20 protein-coding genes are annotated in these 14321 nt (G+C 36.4%); 14 read left to right on the top strand and 6 right to left on the bottom strand.

All coding sequences use genetic code 11. The features are described from left to right. Positions 1 to 114 precede the first annotated feature (114 nt). Complete coding sequence (locus CRYPD_RS05640) at positions 115 to 609, bottom strand: hypothetical protein (RefSeq protein ID WP_138146624.1); 495 nt, start codon at positions 607 to 609, stop codon at positions 115 to 117. Then, positions 602 to 1060 (bottom strand): tetratricopeptide repeat protein, encoded by a 459-nt coding sequence (locus CRYPD_RS05635; RefSeq protein WP_171004354.1) that lies wholly within the window; start codon positions 1058 to 1060, stop codon positions 602 to 604. Before CRYPD_RS05635 ends, CRYPD_RS05640 begins: the two co-directional genes overlap by 8 nt. 418 nt (positions 1061 to 1478) lie before the next feature. Here CRYPD_RS05635 and CRYPD_RS08065 point away from each other — a divergent pair, with 418 nt between their 5' ends. The 5 genes from CRYPD_RS08065 to CRYPD_RS05610 are packed head-to-tail and all read left to right on the top strand — an operon-like array spanning position 1479 to position 4998. Then, a complete protein-coding gene (locus tag CRYPD_RS08065) occupies positions 1479 to 1733 on the top strand; it encodes a hypothetical protein (protein ID WP_212743996.1) in 255 nt (84 codons plus the stop codon). After that, positions 1733 to 3064: a vWA domain-containing protein gene (locus CRYPD_RS05625; RefSeq protein ID WP_138146621.1), complete on the top strand. Its 1332-nt coding sequence runs from the start codon at positions 1733 to 1735 to the stop codon at positions 3062 to 3064. Before CRYPD_RS08065 ends, CRYPD_RS05625 begins: the two co-directional genes overlap by 1 nt. Further along, on the top strand, positions 3061 to 3375 hold the full coding sequence (locus CRYPD_RS05620) for a rhodanese-like domain-containing protein (RefSeq protein WP_138146620.1): 315 nt from the start codon (positions 3061 to 3063) through the stop codon (positions 3373 to 3375). Before CRYPD_RS05625 ends, CRYPD_RS05620 begins: the two co-directional genes overlap by 4 nt. Positions 3376 to 3415: 40 nt before the next feature. Continuing rightward, positions 3416 to 4063, top strand: a complete 648-nt coding sequence (locus CRYPD_RS05615) for a dUTP diphosphatase (protein ID WP_138146619.1) — start codon at positions 3416 to 3418, stop codon at positions 4061 to 4063. Continuing rightward, complete coding sequence (locus CRYPD_RS05610) at positions 4060 to 4998, top strand: AAA family ATPase (RefSeq protein WP_180337476.1); 939 nt, start codon at positions 4060 to 4062, stop codon at positions 4996 to 4998. The genes CRYPD_RS05615 and CRYPD_RS05610 overlap by 4 nt, the downstream gene beginning before the upstream one ends. Position 4999: 1 nt before the next feature. On the opposite strand, the gene CRYPD_RS08060 is transcribed toward CRYPD_RS05610, so the two are convergent. Continuing rightward, positions 5000 to 5164: a hypothetical protein gene (locus CRYPD_RS08060; RefSeq protein WP_171004352.1), complete on the bottom strand. Its 165-nt coding sequence runs from the start codon at positions 5162 to 5164 to the stop codon at positions 5000 to 5002. Between the two features lie 81 nt (positions 5165 to 5245). Here CRYPD_RS08060 and CRYPD_RS08370 point away from each other — a divergent pair, with 81 nt between their 5' ends. The 9 genes from CRYPD_RS08370 to mnmH are packed head-to-tail and all read left to right on the top strand — an operon-like array spanning position 5246 to position 12681. After that, a complete protein-coding gene (locus CRYPD_RS08370; RefSeq protein ID WP_280178676.1) occupies positions 5246 to 5374 on the top strand; it encodes a hypothetical protein in 129 nt (42 codons plus the stop codon). Next, positions 5371 to 6186 (top strand): DUF58 domain-containing protein, encoded by an 816-nt coding sequence (locus CRYPD_RS05605; protein WP_138146617.1) that lies wholly within the window; start codon positions 5371 to 5373, stop codon positions 6184 to 6186. The genes CRYPD_RS08370 and CRYPD_RS05605 overlap by 4 nt, the downstream gene beginning before the upstream one ends. Positions 6187 to 6211: 25 nt before the next feature. Beyond that, positions 6212 to 6583 carry a hypothetical protein gene (locus CRYPD_RS05600; RefSeq protein WP_138146616.1) on the top strand — a complete coding sequence of 124 codons (372 nt, stop codon included), beginning with the start codon at positions 6212 to 6214 and terminating at the stop codon, positions 6581 to 6583. Further along, entirely contained in the window at positions 6576 to 7469 is an 894-nt protein-coding gene (locus CRYPD_RS05595; protein WP_138146615.1) for a vWA domain-containing protein, read from the top strand. Before CRYPD_RS05600 ends, CRYPD_RS05595 begins: the two co-directional genes overlap by 8 nt. Then, positions 7451 to 8401, top strand: a complete 951-nt coding sequence (locus CRYPD_RS05590; protein ID WP_138146614.1) for a vWA domain-containing protein — start codon at positions 7451 to 7453, stop codon at positions 8399 to 8401. The genes CRYPD_RS05595 and CRYPD_RS05590 overlap by 19 nt, the downstream gene beginning before the upstream one ends. Then, positions 8398 to 9063: a tetratricopeptide repeat protein gene (locus CRYPD_RS05585; RefSeq protein WP_138146613.1), complete on the top strand. Its 666-nt coding sequence runs from the start codon at positions 8398 to 8400 to the stop codon at positions 9061 to 9063. Before CRYPD_RS05590 ends, CRYPD_RS05585 begins: the two co-directional genes overlap by 4 nt. Continuing rightward, positions 9038 to 10465 carry a BatD family protein gene (locus CRYPD_RS05580; RefSeq protein WP_212743995.1) on the top strand — a complete coding sequence of 476 codons (1428 nt, stop codon included), beginning with the start codon at positions 9038 to 9040 and terminating at the stop codon, positions 10463 to 10465. The genes CRYPD_RS05585 and CRYPD_RS05580 overlap by 26 nt, the downstream gene beginning before the upstream one ends. Positions 10466 to 10524: 59 nt before the next feature. Further along, on the top strand, positions 10525 to 11601 hold the full coding sequence (gene selD, locus CRYPD_RS05575; RefSeq protein ID WP_138146611.1) for a selenide, water dikinase SelD: 1077 nt from the start codon (positions 10525 to 10527) through the stop codon (positions 11599 to 11601). A 3-nt stretch (positions 11602 to 11604) separates the two neighbouring features. Next, positions 11605 to 12681 (top strand): tRNA 2-selenouridine(34) synthase MnmH, encoded by a 1077-nt coding sequence (gene mnmH / locus CRYPD_RS05570; RefSeq protein ID WP_138146610.1) that lies wholly within the window; start codon positions 11605 to 11607, stop codon positions 12679 to 12681. Here mnmH and CRYPD_RS05565 read toward each other — a convergent pair. The 3 genes from CRYPD_RS05565 to CRYPD_RS05555 all read right to left on the bottom strand — a co-directional run. Then, complete coding sequence (locus CRYPD_RS05565) at positions 12670 to 12948, bottom strand: 2Fe-2S iron-sulfur cluster-binding protein (protein WP_138146609.1); 279 nt, start codon at positions 12946 to 12948, stop codon at positions 12670 to 12672. The two genes, mnmH and CRYPD_RS05565, sit on opposite strands and share 12 nt — an antisense overlap. Positions 12949 to 12951: 3 nt before the next feature. Further along, the gene (gene nrdB, locus CRYPD_RS05560; RefSeq protein ID WP_138146608.1) at positions 12952 to 14088 is read right to left on the bottom strand and encodes a class Ia ribonucleoside-diphosphate reductase subunit beta; all 1137 of its coding nucleotides are present in this window, start codon (positions 14086 to 14088) and stop codon (positions 12952 to 12954) included. A 121-nt stretch (positions 14089 to 14209) separates the two neighbouring features. Next, positions 14210 to 14321: IS3 family transposase (locus CRYPD_RS05555; RefSeq protein WP_171004249.1), on the bottom strand; the 112-nt coding region annotated here is incomplete at its 5' end.

Below are 14321 nucleotides of genomic sequence, written 5' to 3'. Positions count from 1 at the left end.
GTCTAATTTTTGCTCAATTGTTAGATTTATTCTCTCTTTTCTGGTTTTTATTATTTGCGTCATTTTGACCTCCTTATTTTTTGTATTATAAGGCTATCTTTGTGTCTAAGAAAGTTAGATCATTACAGTTTCTAGCGTAACATTAAAACATAAGGGTAGACTCATGATAAACATCCAATGATCAATGCCATGAATTTCAGCTTTTTTAAACTCATTCTCATCAAGCAGATGGTCAATACAAGTTATGCTTGAAAAGAGTTTTTTAAGTGGTGCTTGGCAGACCAAAATAATATCTTTAACGCCTTTTTGGGTTTTTAACAAAGGTAAAAACCGAATACATTGAATTGAATCGCCGAAGCCTTGTTCAAAACAAATAAGTAGATTTTTACCCCTAACACCTTCTCCTTGATAATGAGGAATGGTAATGTTAAGTGGGGTAACTTTCCAGTTTTGTTTATTCTTATGGAGACCTTTGCATAAATAGGGATGATTAGCAAAATTCAATTTTTGCCAGATTGGTGATTTTCTTAAACCTTGTCCTAGCAGGGTTAAGGCTGGGTTTAAAAAATTGCCAAGCGGGTGAAAAGTGAATTTTTGATGATTATTCATATTTATGCAAAGGTCTCTTATGGTAGCGAGCCTCATGGTTTTCCCAGCCTTGGCTAAAATTACCTAGAGTCAATTGTATCAAGGACAAATTCCACCTCGAATTCACTTGCTCTGGATCAAGTGACAAAACTTTTTCAAAGTGTTGTTGCGCTTCTTTGAAACACTTTTTTTCTTGAAATAATTGACCTATATTGCTGTGTGCATATGTATGATTTGGATCAAGTAAAAGAGCTTTTTCAAAACATTGTTGTGCCTTGTCATAACGCTTTTTATTGATAAAATACACGCCTTTATTGTTGTAATATTCAGCATTTTTTATATGCTGTTGCTCGCCTAAAAGGTCGATATCCCTCTTTTTTTTGCTTGTTGTTTTTTTCCATTTGAAGTATTTTAGCGTTTTATGTGTGAAACTTTTACATAAATTGAAGTATTTTTTTAAATCCAGTAACAAGGGGTAGAAATTCATCAAGTTGACAAAAATTGAATCCCACCAAAGACTTTAAAAATCAGTCACAAAAACATATGGGGTCATCCGTATTTTTTTAACGGTATTTTGTTTTTAGGGTAGAATGACCCTTAAATTTATACAAGAAATAATTATGTTAGAAAAATTTAGCGTTACCAATTTTAACAAAACACTAACATTTGATTTTACTGCTAGCGACTATCGGTTTAACCCTCAATCTGTTAAAGAAGGGAAGAAAAAATAGTTTTTGACTTTAGAGGCGATAACCTTGTTAGTTTTTTTTGATATCGCCTCACAAGGAATAAGGACTATGGTTTTGTTCTATGAAGAAAAACAAGAGCGTCAATATCTGTATGTTTTTCTTAAACTCTTGTCTGTCAACATCAAAAAAAATAGAAATTGCATGTTAAGCCTTAAAGAATTAACAGAATTACCTTTGAATGACTTTATGAATTTAGTTAGTAAGCACCTTAAAAAAGCCAATTTTTTAGTGAATGGACGGTGTCAAAATCCTAATAGTGTGATTGAACAACACGATATTTTTAATGCTCAATTAAAAAAACACATTGACCCAAATAAAGAGGTAGCCGTATTAAGTGCCTTACCTTTGTTTTATTTAGATTATAAGGGCGTGTCTGCCCTAACAGAGTTTAGCTAATGGACACATATCCAACATGGCAAGATAAATCACTTACACCCGAAGAAAAGGTTAGGGTAGTTGGTGAAGATATTGTGCAATCAACGCAAGAAAACCTATTGAGCGACAGTGATTTAGAGGGCATTAAAAACAAATTGACTAAGGCACGCACGCAGTTGATTTTGGATAGGCCTTTTTTGGGTAATTTGGTGTTGCGTTTGCCGTTAGTGGCAGCAGATTCGTGGTGTAAAACCAGTGCTACAGATGCCAAAAGTTTTTATTACAATCCTGAGTTTATCGATTCACTTAACAAACACCAAATTAAGTTTGTTTTAATTCACGAGGCTTTGCATTGTGCGTTAACTCATTTTGCCCGCCGAGGTAATCGCACCAAGCATAAGTGGGATTTGGCTTGTGATTTTGCTATCAATCCATTGCTGGTTAAAGAGGGCTTTCATCCGCCGATTGATGTGCCGATTTTTCAACAATATGCAGGTATGATTGCTGAAGAAATTTACCCAATGATTGATGACAACCTTAATCAGGAGCCGATGGATCAGCATTTATACGATGACCAAGCGAATGACGATTCTAAGCAATCAGATGGGGGTATGCGTGAAGATCAATTACAACAAGAGCCCAAACCCCAAAGTAAGGCAAACGAAGGTGAGCAGGGCGGTGCCTCTTCCTTGGCGCAACAACCTGCTATTTTGCGTCCTGATGAGATTGAAAAACTGGCCACTCAATGGCAAAAAAATCTTGCTTCAAGTGCACAAATCGCTCAACAAGCGGGCAAATTAGATGGCGAATTTGCCAAATTGGTTGATTTCTTTTTACAGCCTCAAGTCTCATGGCAATCGTTGTTAGCACAATATATGTCAGCACTTGCACGAGATGATTTCAGCTATTCTCGTCCATCACGCAGGAGCGGGGAGGCAATTTTGCCTGCACTTAAATCCCATCAAATAGACATCACTGTCGCAATTGACACTTCTGGCTCCATTTCACAAGAAGAAGTGGATGAGTTTGTCTCGGAAGTGAATGCCATTAAAGCCAATTTGCGTGCCAGCATTACTCTAATTGCCTGTGATGATAAACTTTCTGAGCATTCGCCTTGGCGTTTTGAGGCTTGGGATGCATTGCAGTTTCCTGCCTCTTTAGGCGGGGGCAAGGGCACTAATTTTAACCCTGTGTTTGATTATATTAATGCACAAGATAGGGTTTGCGATGTGTTAATTTACTTTACTGATGCCAAGGGTAAATTCCCTGAAATTGAGCCTAATTACCCTGTTATGTGGCTGGTAAAAGGCAAAGAAGTCATTCCATGGGGCGCTAGGATACAACTACAATGAAAGATTTGTCTGCTACCGAACTCAATGATTATTTAAAAAACAATCAACCTTTACTTCTGGATGTGCGTGAACAATGGGAGTGGGATAAATGCCATTTTAAAAACTCAACACTGTTACCAATGGGGCAAATTATGAGCAATATTGAGCAATTAGACAAAACGCAAGAAACTGTTGTTATTTGTCATCACGGTATTCGCTCTATGCAAGTTGCTCGCTATTTTGATTCTATTGGCTTTGAGTGTATTATCAATTTACAAGGGGGCATTGATGCTTGGGCAAAAAAAATTGATAATTCAATGATTGCTTATTGATTATAATAACTCACCCAATTTATTTTAGACGAAAATTTTTATGAACCAAATCAAGCAAATGTTTGAGCTTCAACAGAAACTTAACGACGCTACTAATGGACTTATTTGGACTGAAGGCGCTACCAAAGAAGGGCGACAAATTTCATGGTTGCGGTGTATTTATATGGAAGCCGCTGAGGCGATTGACTCGTTTAATTGGAAGCACTGGAAAAATATTGAAGGCGAGCCAGATTTAGATAATGCCAAAGTTGAACTGGTGGATATTTGGCATTTTATTATGTCCGAGGCAATTCACTTTGGCGATACTAAATTTGCTGAGGCTTACGCTGATATGCAGCCTGAAAGAGAGATTAATCCAGAACTCACTGTGGAAATTTTAGAAAGAATGCTCGCCATTGCCGCCAGTGCTAATGTTGATAAATCACAAAATGCTTTATATGAAATTACAGGGCTTTTTTTCAAGGCACTGGCGACAATGAACATGGATGTAGCAGAACTTTATAAGCGTTATTTGGTTAAAAATCAGCTTAACACTTTTAGACAAGAACACGGTTATAAAGAGGGTACTTATATCAAATTATGGAGTGGCGTTGAAGACAATGTGGTAGCTTTTAGAATTATGGAAGATTACCCTGACCTAACTCCTGAACAATTTTATGAAAAATTAGAAAAGGCATATACATTGTGATAAAAACACTTAAAACAGAAATACAAAAAGTAATTATTGGACAGGAAGACCTGGTTGACCATTTATTAATTGGACTCATTGCTGGCGGACATATCTTGGTTGAAAGCGTGCCAGGGTTGGCAAAAACCACGGCAATTAATACTTTATCCAAAGCTTTGGGAATTCAATTTAAACGCATTCAGTTTACGCCAGATTTGTTACCCAGTGATTTAACAGGGGCGCAAATTTATAATCCAAAAACAGGTGAATTTAGCGTTAAAAAGGGACCGATTTTTACCAATTTATTACTGGCTGATGAAATCAATCGCGCACCTGCTAAAGTGCAAGCAGCATTACTTGAGGTAATGGCAGAAAGACAGGTAACCATTGCTGATGAAAGTTTTAAACTTGAGCAGCCTTTTTTGGTTATGGCAACCCAAAACCCAGTAGAACAAGAGGGGACTTATCAGTTACCAGAGGCACAACTTGACCGCTTTATGCTAAAAACAGTGCTTGATTACAATACACTAGATGAAGAATTAGAAGTGGTTAGGCGGGTTGCTATTAATGGCTTTGAGCAGGTTGAGCAAGTGGCAGATATGGCGGATATTGTTAAAATGCGACAACAGTTTGAGAAGATTCATGTGGATGATGCAGTGCAAAATTATATGTTAAAAATCATTTTTGCAACACGCTACCCGCAAGATTATGGCTTGGATTCAATCAAACATTATATTGAGTTTGGTGCCAGTCCAAGAGCGAGTATCGATTTATACAAAGCCAGTTGTGCCAAGGCGTTAATACGGGGCAATGATTTTGTTACACCGCTTGACATTGCCAGCGTGGTAACAGAAGTGTTGCAACATAGAATTGTTTTAAGTTATCAAGCACAGGCTGAAAATATGAGTGTCAAAGCAATTATTAAGCAAATACTTGAGGCGATTCAGGTGCCATAAATTACCAAGCACAAAATAAGATGAGACCTTTGCATAAATAGGGATGATTAGCAAAATTCAATTTTTGCCAGATTGGTGATTTTCTTAAACCTTGTCCTAGCAGGGCTAAGGCTGGGTTTAAAAAATCGCCAAGCGGGTGAAAAGTGGATTTTTGATGATTATTCATATTTATGCAAAGGTCTCAAGATGATAAAGAAGAAGTGAACAATTATTTAAATATGCTTAAAGACACTAGAATACAGTATTTATGATTTATAGAAAAATGATGACTATTTTGCGACAAATCAACGGCAGTTCTGCTCGTTTTTGGGTGAATGAAATGCTAATTCTTGCATCTCTCAAATTGCGTGGTGATAATACGGTGGTTCTCTTATGATGTCAGCACAAGAAATATTGTTGCGTGTTAAAAAGAATGTTTTCACTCAAAAATCAGCCGAGCATTTGTCAAAAATGCGAGGCGATGGTTTGGATTTTTGTGAAATTCGCCCCTATCAGGCAGGCGATGACATTCGCAAAATAAATTTTTCTGCCAGTGGCAAAACTGGTGAATTGCAAACCAATGTTTTTAACGAGGACAGGCAAATTAATGTGGTAATTTGCGTAATGCTTTCCAGCAGTCTACATTTTGGTTCTGTGCGACTGAAAAACGAGTTGATTGCTGAGATTGTTGCACATTTGGCCTATTCCTCTATACAACAAAAAAATCAGACAAAATTGGTGTTTTTCTTTAACAATGAACAGCAAGTTTTTCAACTTGATAATATGGGCAGTTTGCTGGTAGCAACTGAAGCATTGCTAAATTTTGACTTGTTAAAAATACAGATAAATCCTGAGGCATTGAGCACCTACTTGGTTCAACAAGCAAAATCATTGGTTTTTGTGATTGGTGATTTTTACCAGTCCAGTGATTACAGTATGATTGCCCATAAAAACCAAATAAATGCAATACTGGTGCGTGACCCATTAGAAGAGTTACCGCTTTTCGGCACAGAATTAAGTTTAAAAAATGCACAAAACAACAGTAATATTGAAGTGAATTTTGATAAAAAATTAGCAAAAAAATACCAATCTCAATTAAAAATTGAGGACGACAAGCGTTATTTGCATTTTGCTCAACATAAAATCAATGTTGGTAAAATTTACACCAATGACGATGTTTTTGTTAAACTTTCACAGATTTTAAAGTGAGGAAAAGGCACTCAAAACAATAATTATGGATACTTTAAAAGACATTAAACCGCTTGTTACTATTGCAGATAATTCCTTTATTTATCTGCTTATTGTGCTTTTTGTTGTCTTGTTAATGGTGCTAGTTGCAGGTTATTTTGGCTGGAAAAAAATTCAATTAAAGCGTCGCAATGACAAAAAAAGAAAGGCACTCAAAATACTTAAAAACCTTGATTTTAACGACAGCAAAGCCACGGCCTATACATTCAGTCGTTATGCTGGTGCATTGGTGAATGATAGTAATATGACAGATTTTGAACAAATTAATACGGCATTATTAGCTTATAAATACAAAGAAAAAGTTGAGCAATTAGAACAAAATTTAATTGAACAAATCAAGGGGTTTCTTTGTGTTTAGTTTTGAATATCCCTATGTGCTAGCCTCCATTATTGTTGCATTTATTTGTTTGTTTTTCTGTCAAGAGAAAAAACTCTCTATTTATTTTCCACACAGTGAGGGTTTAAAAACTGTCGTAAAATCCAAACAATTGTTAAGCAATGCACTTAAATTTTTAACCCTCAGTTTGGTTATTGTTGCCCTTGCCAGCCCAGTTACAACTAAAGATATAATACTGGACAACAGCGAAGGTTACGAAATCTCATTAATTTTAGATGCCTCTGGATCAATGCAACAAAACAACAAGTTTTCTATTGTAAAAGAGATTGTTGTGGAATTCATTAAACAGCGTAAAACCGATAAATTAGCACTGAGTATTTTTGCAGATTTTGCTTATACTGCCATTCCATTGACTTATGACAAAAAAAGCATTATCAAAATACTCAGTCATATTGAGGTAGGCGTTGCTGGAAAGCAAAAAACAGCACTTTATGAAGCCCTATTTTTGAGTTCAAAACTTTTTAAAGACTCTCAATCTAAAGAAAAAATTGCCATTTTACTTACGGATGGTAAAAATAACACAGACAGTGTGCCACTTGAAGTGGCAATTAAGCGTGCAAAAAGCAACAAAATAAAGGTTTATACAATTGCCATTGGCAATGCAAGAGATTTTAATGCTGAAGTTTTGAGAGAAATTGCACAAGAGACAGGTGCTGAATTCTTTTCAGCCAATAGTGCTCAAGGCATAAAAGACATTTATGCACAAATCAATCAATTAGAAAAAAGCAAAATAAATATCAATAAATATGAAAAGAAAACCTATTATTTTCACTACCCCCTAAGTTTGGCGTTAATACTTTTATTCCTTTATTTTTGGCAGAGAAACACATGGATTTTGAACAAATAGAATTACTTTACGCTCTCATTCCAGTGGCTATGTTGTGGTTTTTTATTCACCACAAGAAGAATAACCTTGAGGCTTTGTTTGCACCTGAAGTGCTGGAAAAAATCAGTTTAGACAAACATGGAATGCGTCTAAAAACACGCCTTAAATTACTGTTATTATCTATTATCTTGATTTTATTGGCGTTGAGTCAACCGACCCTTGACAAGGGCGAAGTTAAGATAAAAAAACACTTGAGTAATTTGGTGGTAGCGATTGATATGTCACACTCTATGTTGGCAAATGATATTTATCCAAGTCGCTTTGAATTTGCAAAAAACAAACTGCTGCACAATCTGAATAAAATCAATGGCTGGCGTGTTGCGGTTTTAGGGTTCACCAGTCAAACTTTTTTAGTTTCTCCTTTAACAGACGATTTTTCCAGTCTTGAGTTCTTAATTAAAAATTTACATACAGGTAGTATCAACCTAAAAGGCACCAATATACTCAATTTATTGCAAGCCGCCAATGATTTGATAGATAAGACAGAAAACAAGCAAATATTACTGCTGACCGATGGCGGTGATGACAGTAGCTTTGAAGGGGAAATTGCGTATGCAATAGAGCAAAATCTACAAATTTTTATTTTTGATATTGCCAGCAAGAGTGGGGGCAGTATTCGCACTGAAAATGGGCTTTTGAAAGACCAAAACAAAAATATTGTCCATGTTAGGGAGAATCCAAATATTAGAACATTAGCGACCCAAACGCACGGGAAATATTTAAAATATTCCTTAAATAATAACGACCTATCAAATTTTATCAATACTTTTAATCGGCATAACAACAGCAAGGATATGAAAATTAATCAAAAGCGTCAATTGTTTTATTACCCCTTGTTACTTGCTTTGGCATTGTTATTTTTCGCATTTTTTTCCTTACCTAGAAAACCATGAAATTTATTTTTTTTGTATTATTGTCAATGAATGTAGAGGCAGGATTGCTGGATTTTTTGCACATTGAGCAAGCCAATAACGCTTATCAAAAGCAAGACTATAAAGTGGCTACGGAAAAGTTTGCTGATATTAACAATGACGCTGCACAGCTAAACCAAGCAAATAGCCTTTACAAACAAGGTTTATACGAGAAAGCACTGGAAAAATATCAAAGCGTTAAACAAAAAGATTTGGATTTTAATCGTTTGTATAATACTGGCAATACTTACGCTAAATTAAAAAAGATTGATGAAGCTATTGACAGTTACACAGAGGCGTTAAAATTAAAACAAGATAAAGATGCCTTGTTTAATTTAAAAATGTTAAAACAACAAAAGGCCAAACGAAAAAAGAACGAACAAGCCAAGAATAGCAAAGATAATAAAAAACAGAAAAAAGGCAAAGAGCAAGAAAAGCAACAACAGAACAGTAAGAAAAATAGCAAGAAACGCAAAGATAAAGACAAAAAAGACAGTAAAAAAGAACAGCGGCAACAAGAGAAAAAATTGGATGCCATTAAACAGCAGCGATGGGAAAAGTCTCTTAATAAAGACCTTAGAACCTTGCTTATTCCACTCAATAAACAGAATAATAACGATGATGATAAAAAAAATCTTTGGTAGTTTATTTTTACTACTTAGCACCCCAATTTTTGCACTCAGTTCAGCCAATGTTAATCAGACATGGTTTTATCCGGGAAAAGTCATTGTTTTAACTTTGAATGCTGATAGCGGCGAAGCTGTGTTTCCTGTGATTAGCAATATTGCAGGATACCCTGTTTTAAACACAAATAATTCTCAAAGAATTAGTATTGTTAACAATAGACGCACTATAAAAAATAGTAAATCCTATGCTTTTAAACCTTTAAAAAGCTTACAAATTCCAGCCTACACACTAACAGTAGATGGTGTCAAGCAAACCACTCAACCCATAAAAATAACCTTTAAAAAGCCAAGCAAAGCTAAAGCAGGGGATGATTATATTTTGCAAATTGAGATGGACAGAACAACATTTTTTTTAGGTGATACTGTTAATTTAAACATTACTTTTAAAGCAAAAAAATCCTTGCCACTTATCAATCAAATCTCTCTTTCCACGCCCGATTCAAAAGATTTGTTGTTTATCAAAAATAACAAAGTAATACGCACTCCTGATGAAAACTATCATGTTCAAACATTGAGTTACAAAGTTAGTGCAAACAATTTTGGCACCATTCATATCCCAAGTTTGGTTGCCACTATTGGCAATCAAAATAACGGTATTTTTAGTAATTTTTTTGACACAAGGCAAAGGCAAAATCAGAAAAAAGTATTTTCAAACGCCTTAACATTAACCGTAAAACCCCTGCCAGATGCACTCAGAATTTTTGGTAATTTTAACTTCAAGGCTATTGTTGACAAAACTCAAGTTAAGCAAGGGGAAGCCGTTAATTTAACAGTAAGTATCGTTGGCAAAGGTAATTTTGAAGATATTGAAGCTTTTAAAATTGAGATTGATAATACTACTATTTACAGTGATGATGCGGTTACCAGTTACAAGGATTGGCAGCAAAAATTTGCCATTATTGGTGGGCAAAGTTTCGTCATACCCAGCCTAAAACTTAATTATTTTGACAAAACAACCCAAACCAAAAAAACCATTAACACCCAACCTATTAACATTCAAGTCGATAAAGCCAGTCCTGTCATAGCAACAACCGAAACCCTTGTAAAACCCGACAATAAAACACCAGTCAATAATAAATTAAAATATTATTACCTCTTACTAGGGCTTGTCATCGGTGCACTTATCAGTTTTTTAAGTATAAAACTTAACAACAGGCAAAAGCCGGCAAAAAATCAAGATTTAATCAAACAAATCAAATCTAGCAAAGGCGATAAAGCTTTGTTTGACTTGCTGCTACCCCTTAATTTAAGCGAACTCGATCCTATACTGCAACAATTAGAGGCCAATCTTTACAAAGGCGAAACACACAAAATTAACAAAAAAGCCATAATGACACTTATTCAATCAGGTAACTTCTAAATAAGTCTTGCTTGATTTTCTGGGCAAGAAAATTTTAAATTTACTATTATAATGTTACTATGATTAAACTTACTGAATATAGTCACGGACAAGGATGTGGTTGCAAAATATCACCCAAAATTTTGGATAAGATTTTAGTTTCATCTATTGATGAAATTATTGACCCTAATTTGCTAGTGAGCAACCATTCCCGTGATGATGCCGCCGTGTATGATCTGGGCAATGGCGAAGCGGTTATTAGCACTACCGACTTTTTTATGCCAATTGTTGACGACCCATTTACTTTTGGGAGAATTGCTGCGACTAATGCGATTAGTGATGTGTATGCGATGGGTGGTGTGCCATTGATGGCAATTGCTATTTTTGGCTGGCCGTTGGATAAATTGCCTGCCGAAGTAGGGCAACGGGTTATTGAAGGTGGTCGTAGCGTGTGCCAAGCGGCAGGGATGATGCTTGCAGGTGGACATAGTATTGACTCGCCTGAGCCAATTTTTGGTTTGGCAGTAACGGGTAAAGTAGCGATTGAACATCTAAAAAGAAATTCAACTGCCAAAGTAGGGGACAAGATATACCTTACCAAACCCTTAGGCATTGGCATTTTAACTACTGCACAAAAACAAAAGAAAATCACGCCCGAAGATGAAAAATGCGCCACGGATATTATGTGTCAACTCAACGATATTGGCGCCAAATTAGCCAGTATCAAGGGTATTAATGCCATGACCGATGTTACTGGCTTTGGATTAGGTGGACATTTATCAGAAGTTTGCTTGGGCTCTAAAGTATCCGCAATCATTGAATATAATAAAGTGCCAATACTGCCAAATATCAAAAGTTATTTAGCCAATGGTTGCTCACCCGGTGGTGCACAACGCAATTTTGAGAGTTATGGACACCACCTCAGCGCAATGGGTAGCGAAGTGCAATCCATTATTTGTGACCCACAGACCAGTGGCGGCTTGTTAATAATGGTATCTACAGACGCAGAATCTGAATTTCATCAAACAATGAACAAAGCAGGTTTTGATTTAGAAGCAATGGGTGAAATTACAGCAAGCAACAGCAATAAACCTATCGTGCAAATCAACACCAGTTCCCGGCTCGGGACAAAATGTCCCGAGCCGGGAACTGTTTAAAGGATGACACCACAAATCACCGATTTCTCTCGTCTATTTGCTGAAGATATGCCTTTAATTGACACTAGAGCGCCGATTGAATTCGCACAGGGTGCTTTTCCGCAGTCGAAAAATCTGCCACTCATGAGTGATAAAGACCGGAAGTTAGTGGGCACTTGTTATAAAAATCAAGGGCAAGAAAAGGCCATCGTACTGGGGCATAAACTAGTGCAAGGTAAAATTAAAGATGCGCGCATAAGTGCATGGTTAGAGTTTATTCAAAACAACCCCAATGGTGCACTTTATTGTTTTCGTGGTGGACTGCGTAGTCAAATCAGCCAACAATGGATTCATGAGGCTTCAAATATTAACTACCCTCGCATTAAAGGTGGTTATAAGGCACTTCGCCGCTTTTTAATTGACGAAACTGCCAGAATAATGCACAACATTACCCCGATTGTTATTGGCGGGCAAACGGGCTGTGGAAAGACATTGCTGTTAAATCAAATAAATCATAAAATCGACCTAGAGGGTTTGGCCAACCATCGTGGTTCGGCTTTTGGCAACACCACCACAAAGCAACCACCACAAATTGATTTTGAAAATGCGTTAGCTGTCCAGTTAATTAAACAACAGCATTACTTGCAACTTGTATTTGAAGATGAGGGTTCAAATATTGGCACAGTACATATTCCCGACTGTATTCAAACCAAAACCAAACAAGCTGACTTAATCCTACTCGAAGCCAGTATTGAAGAGCGCCTAACGGTTAGCATGGACGCCTATGTTATCAATATGCACAGCGATTTTATTGCAAAAGACAGGGTTAATGGTTTTGATAATTTTGCCAATTATTGGCTAAGAAGTCTAGAAAAAATTCAAAAACGCTTAGGACTAGAGCGTTACAAAGCTTTGCTTAAAATGCTCAATAATGCACTTTTGCATTATCAACAAAACGATTCATCTTATTTTTACCCAGTAGTAGAGATATTATTAGTAGATTATTACGACCCAATGTACAACTATCAAATTCAGAAAAAAATGGATAGAGTGGTATTTAATGGCAATGCAGATGCAGTGTTAGCTTATCTAAAAAAGTAAAGACTGGTTTCTTGATCCGATTTTAATATCGGTAATTGGCATGGCGCGGCAGGCTAAGATTTCCCCTTGGGAAAGTGGTACTAAGCAGTCTTTATGGGTAACATTACCAGATAAAAGCTGTAATACACAACTGCCACAATGTCCTTGACGACACGAATGGTTAATAAGCACATTGTGTTGCTCAAGCTCGGTAAGAATGGAATGCTCGCCATAGACATATAGCGACTCAGTTTTACCATTGATATTATCAACATCAATTCTAAACATTTATCACAATTCAAAACCGTTAAAATCGGCATCTTGTTCATCAAGCGTGTTATCAATCGCACTGACCAAATACGAGGTGATTTCGGTTTCTTGTGGGGCGACTTGCACATTGTCAGAATCCAACCAATGGTTAATCCAAGGCAGAGGATTGGTGCGTTCACCAAATATAGGGGTTAGATTTAAGGCTCTCATGCGTATATTGGTGATGTATTCTAAGTATTGTTTCAGAATTTCTGCATTTAAGCCAATCATCGAGCCATCACGGAATAAATATTCTGTCCAGTCTTTTTCTTGCTCACAGGCTTCTCTAAACATAGTAATGACTTCGCCCTCGCATTCTTTGGCGATTTTCTGCATATCAGGATCGTCCTTACCCTCACGCATCAAATTAAGCATATGCTGAGTGCCTGTAAGGTGTAGCGCCTCATCACGGGCAATCATTTTGATAATCTTAGCATTACCCTCCATCACTTTGCGCTCGGCAAAGGCAAATGAACAGGCAAAGCTCACATAGAATCGCACTGCCTCGAGGATATTGACCGACATAATAGTGAGGTAAAGCTGTCTTTTTAAGCAGTATAGGTCAATGCTAACTTCAGTTTCTTGAATAATGGCTTTACCTGTGCCGTGTAATAAATACGCCTGAGTGCATTTAATTAACTCATCGTAGTGCTTAGAGACGCTCTCAGCACGCTTAATAATTTCATCGGTTTTCATAATATCATCAAACACCACACCCGGCTCATTCACAATGGCACGAATAATATGCGTATAAGAACGAGAATGAATTGTCTCAGAAAACGACCAAGTTTCAATCCAGTTTTCTAATTCTGGCAAGGAAACAATCGGCAAAAAAGCAATACTAGGGCTTCTACCTTGCACAGAATCAAGCAAAATTTGGTATTGTAAATTGGAAATAAAAATGTGTTTTTCATTAGGCAATAATTTAGAAAAATCTATTTTATCCTTAGAAACATCAATCTCTTCAGGTCGCCAAAAAAACGACAGTTGTTTTTCTGTCAATTTTTCGAACATTTCAAACTTTTGCTTATCAAAACGCGCCACATTTACGCTATGACCAAAAAACATTGGCTCGGTTAATGTATCACTCACTTCCTTGCTAAAAATACTATATGACATAAATGCCCTCCAATTCCTGTTTAAATTCGTTTTCGTTTTCGTGGTTATAAAATTTAAGCCCAATAATTTTGTATTCTTTATTGGAATAACTTTGTAATGTTCTAATCAACTTGGACACATTTCAAGCCACTTTTTTCAATTCAGCCATCTTTTCTGCTGGGGTTAAATACCCAATAGCTGAATGAATCCTTTTGTAATTATAAAAATAAATATAACTCTCTACATTTTCCACT

It is taken from the genome of Bathymodiolus heckerae thiotrophic gill symbiont (assembly GCF_900180345.1).
GTDB lineage: Bacteria > Pseudomonadota > Gammaproteobacteria > PS1 > Pseudothioglobaceae > Thiodubiliella.
The sequence above is the reverse complement of the archived record's forward strand: the minus strand, read 5'-3'. Positions and strand labels throughout refer to the sequence as shown.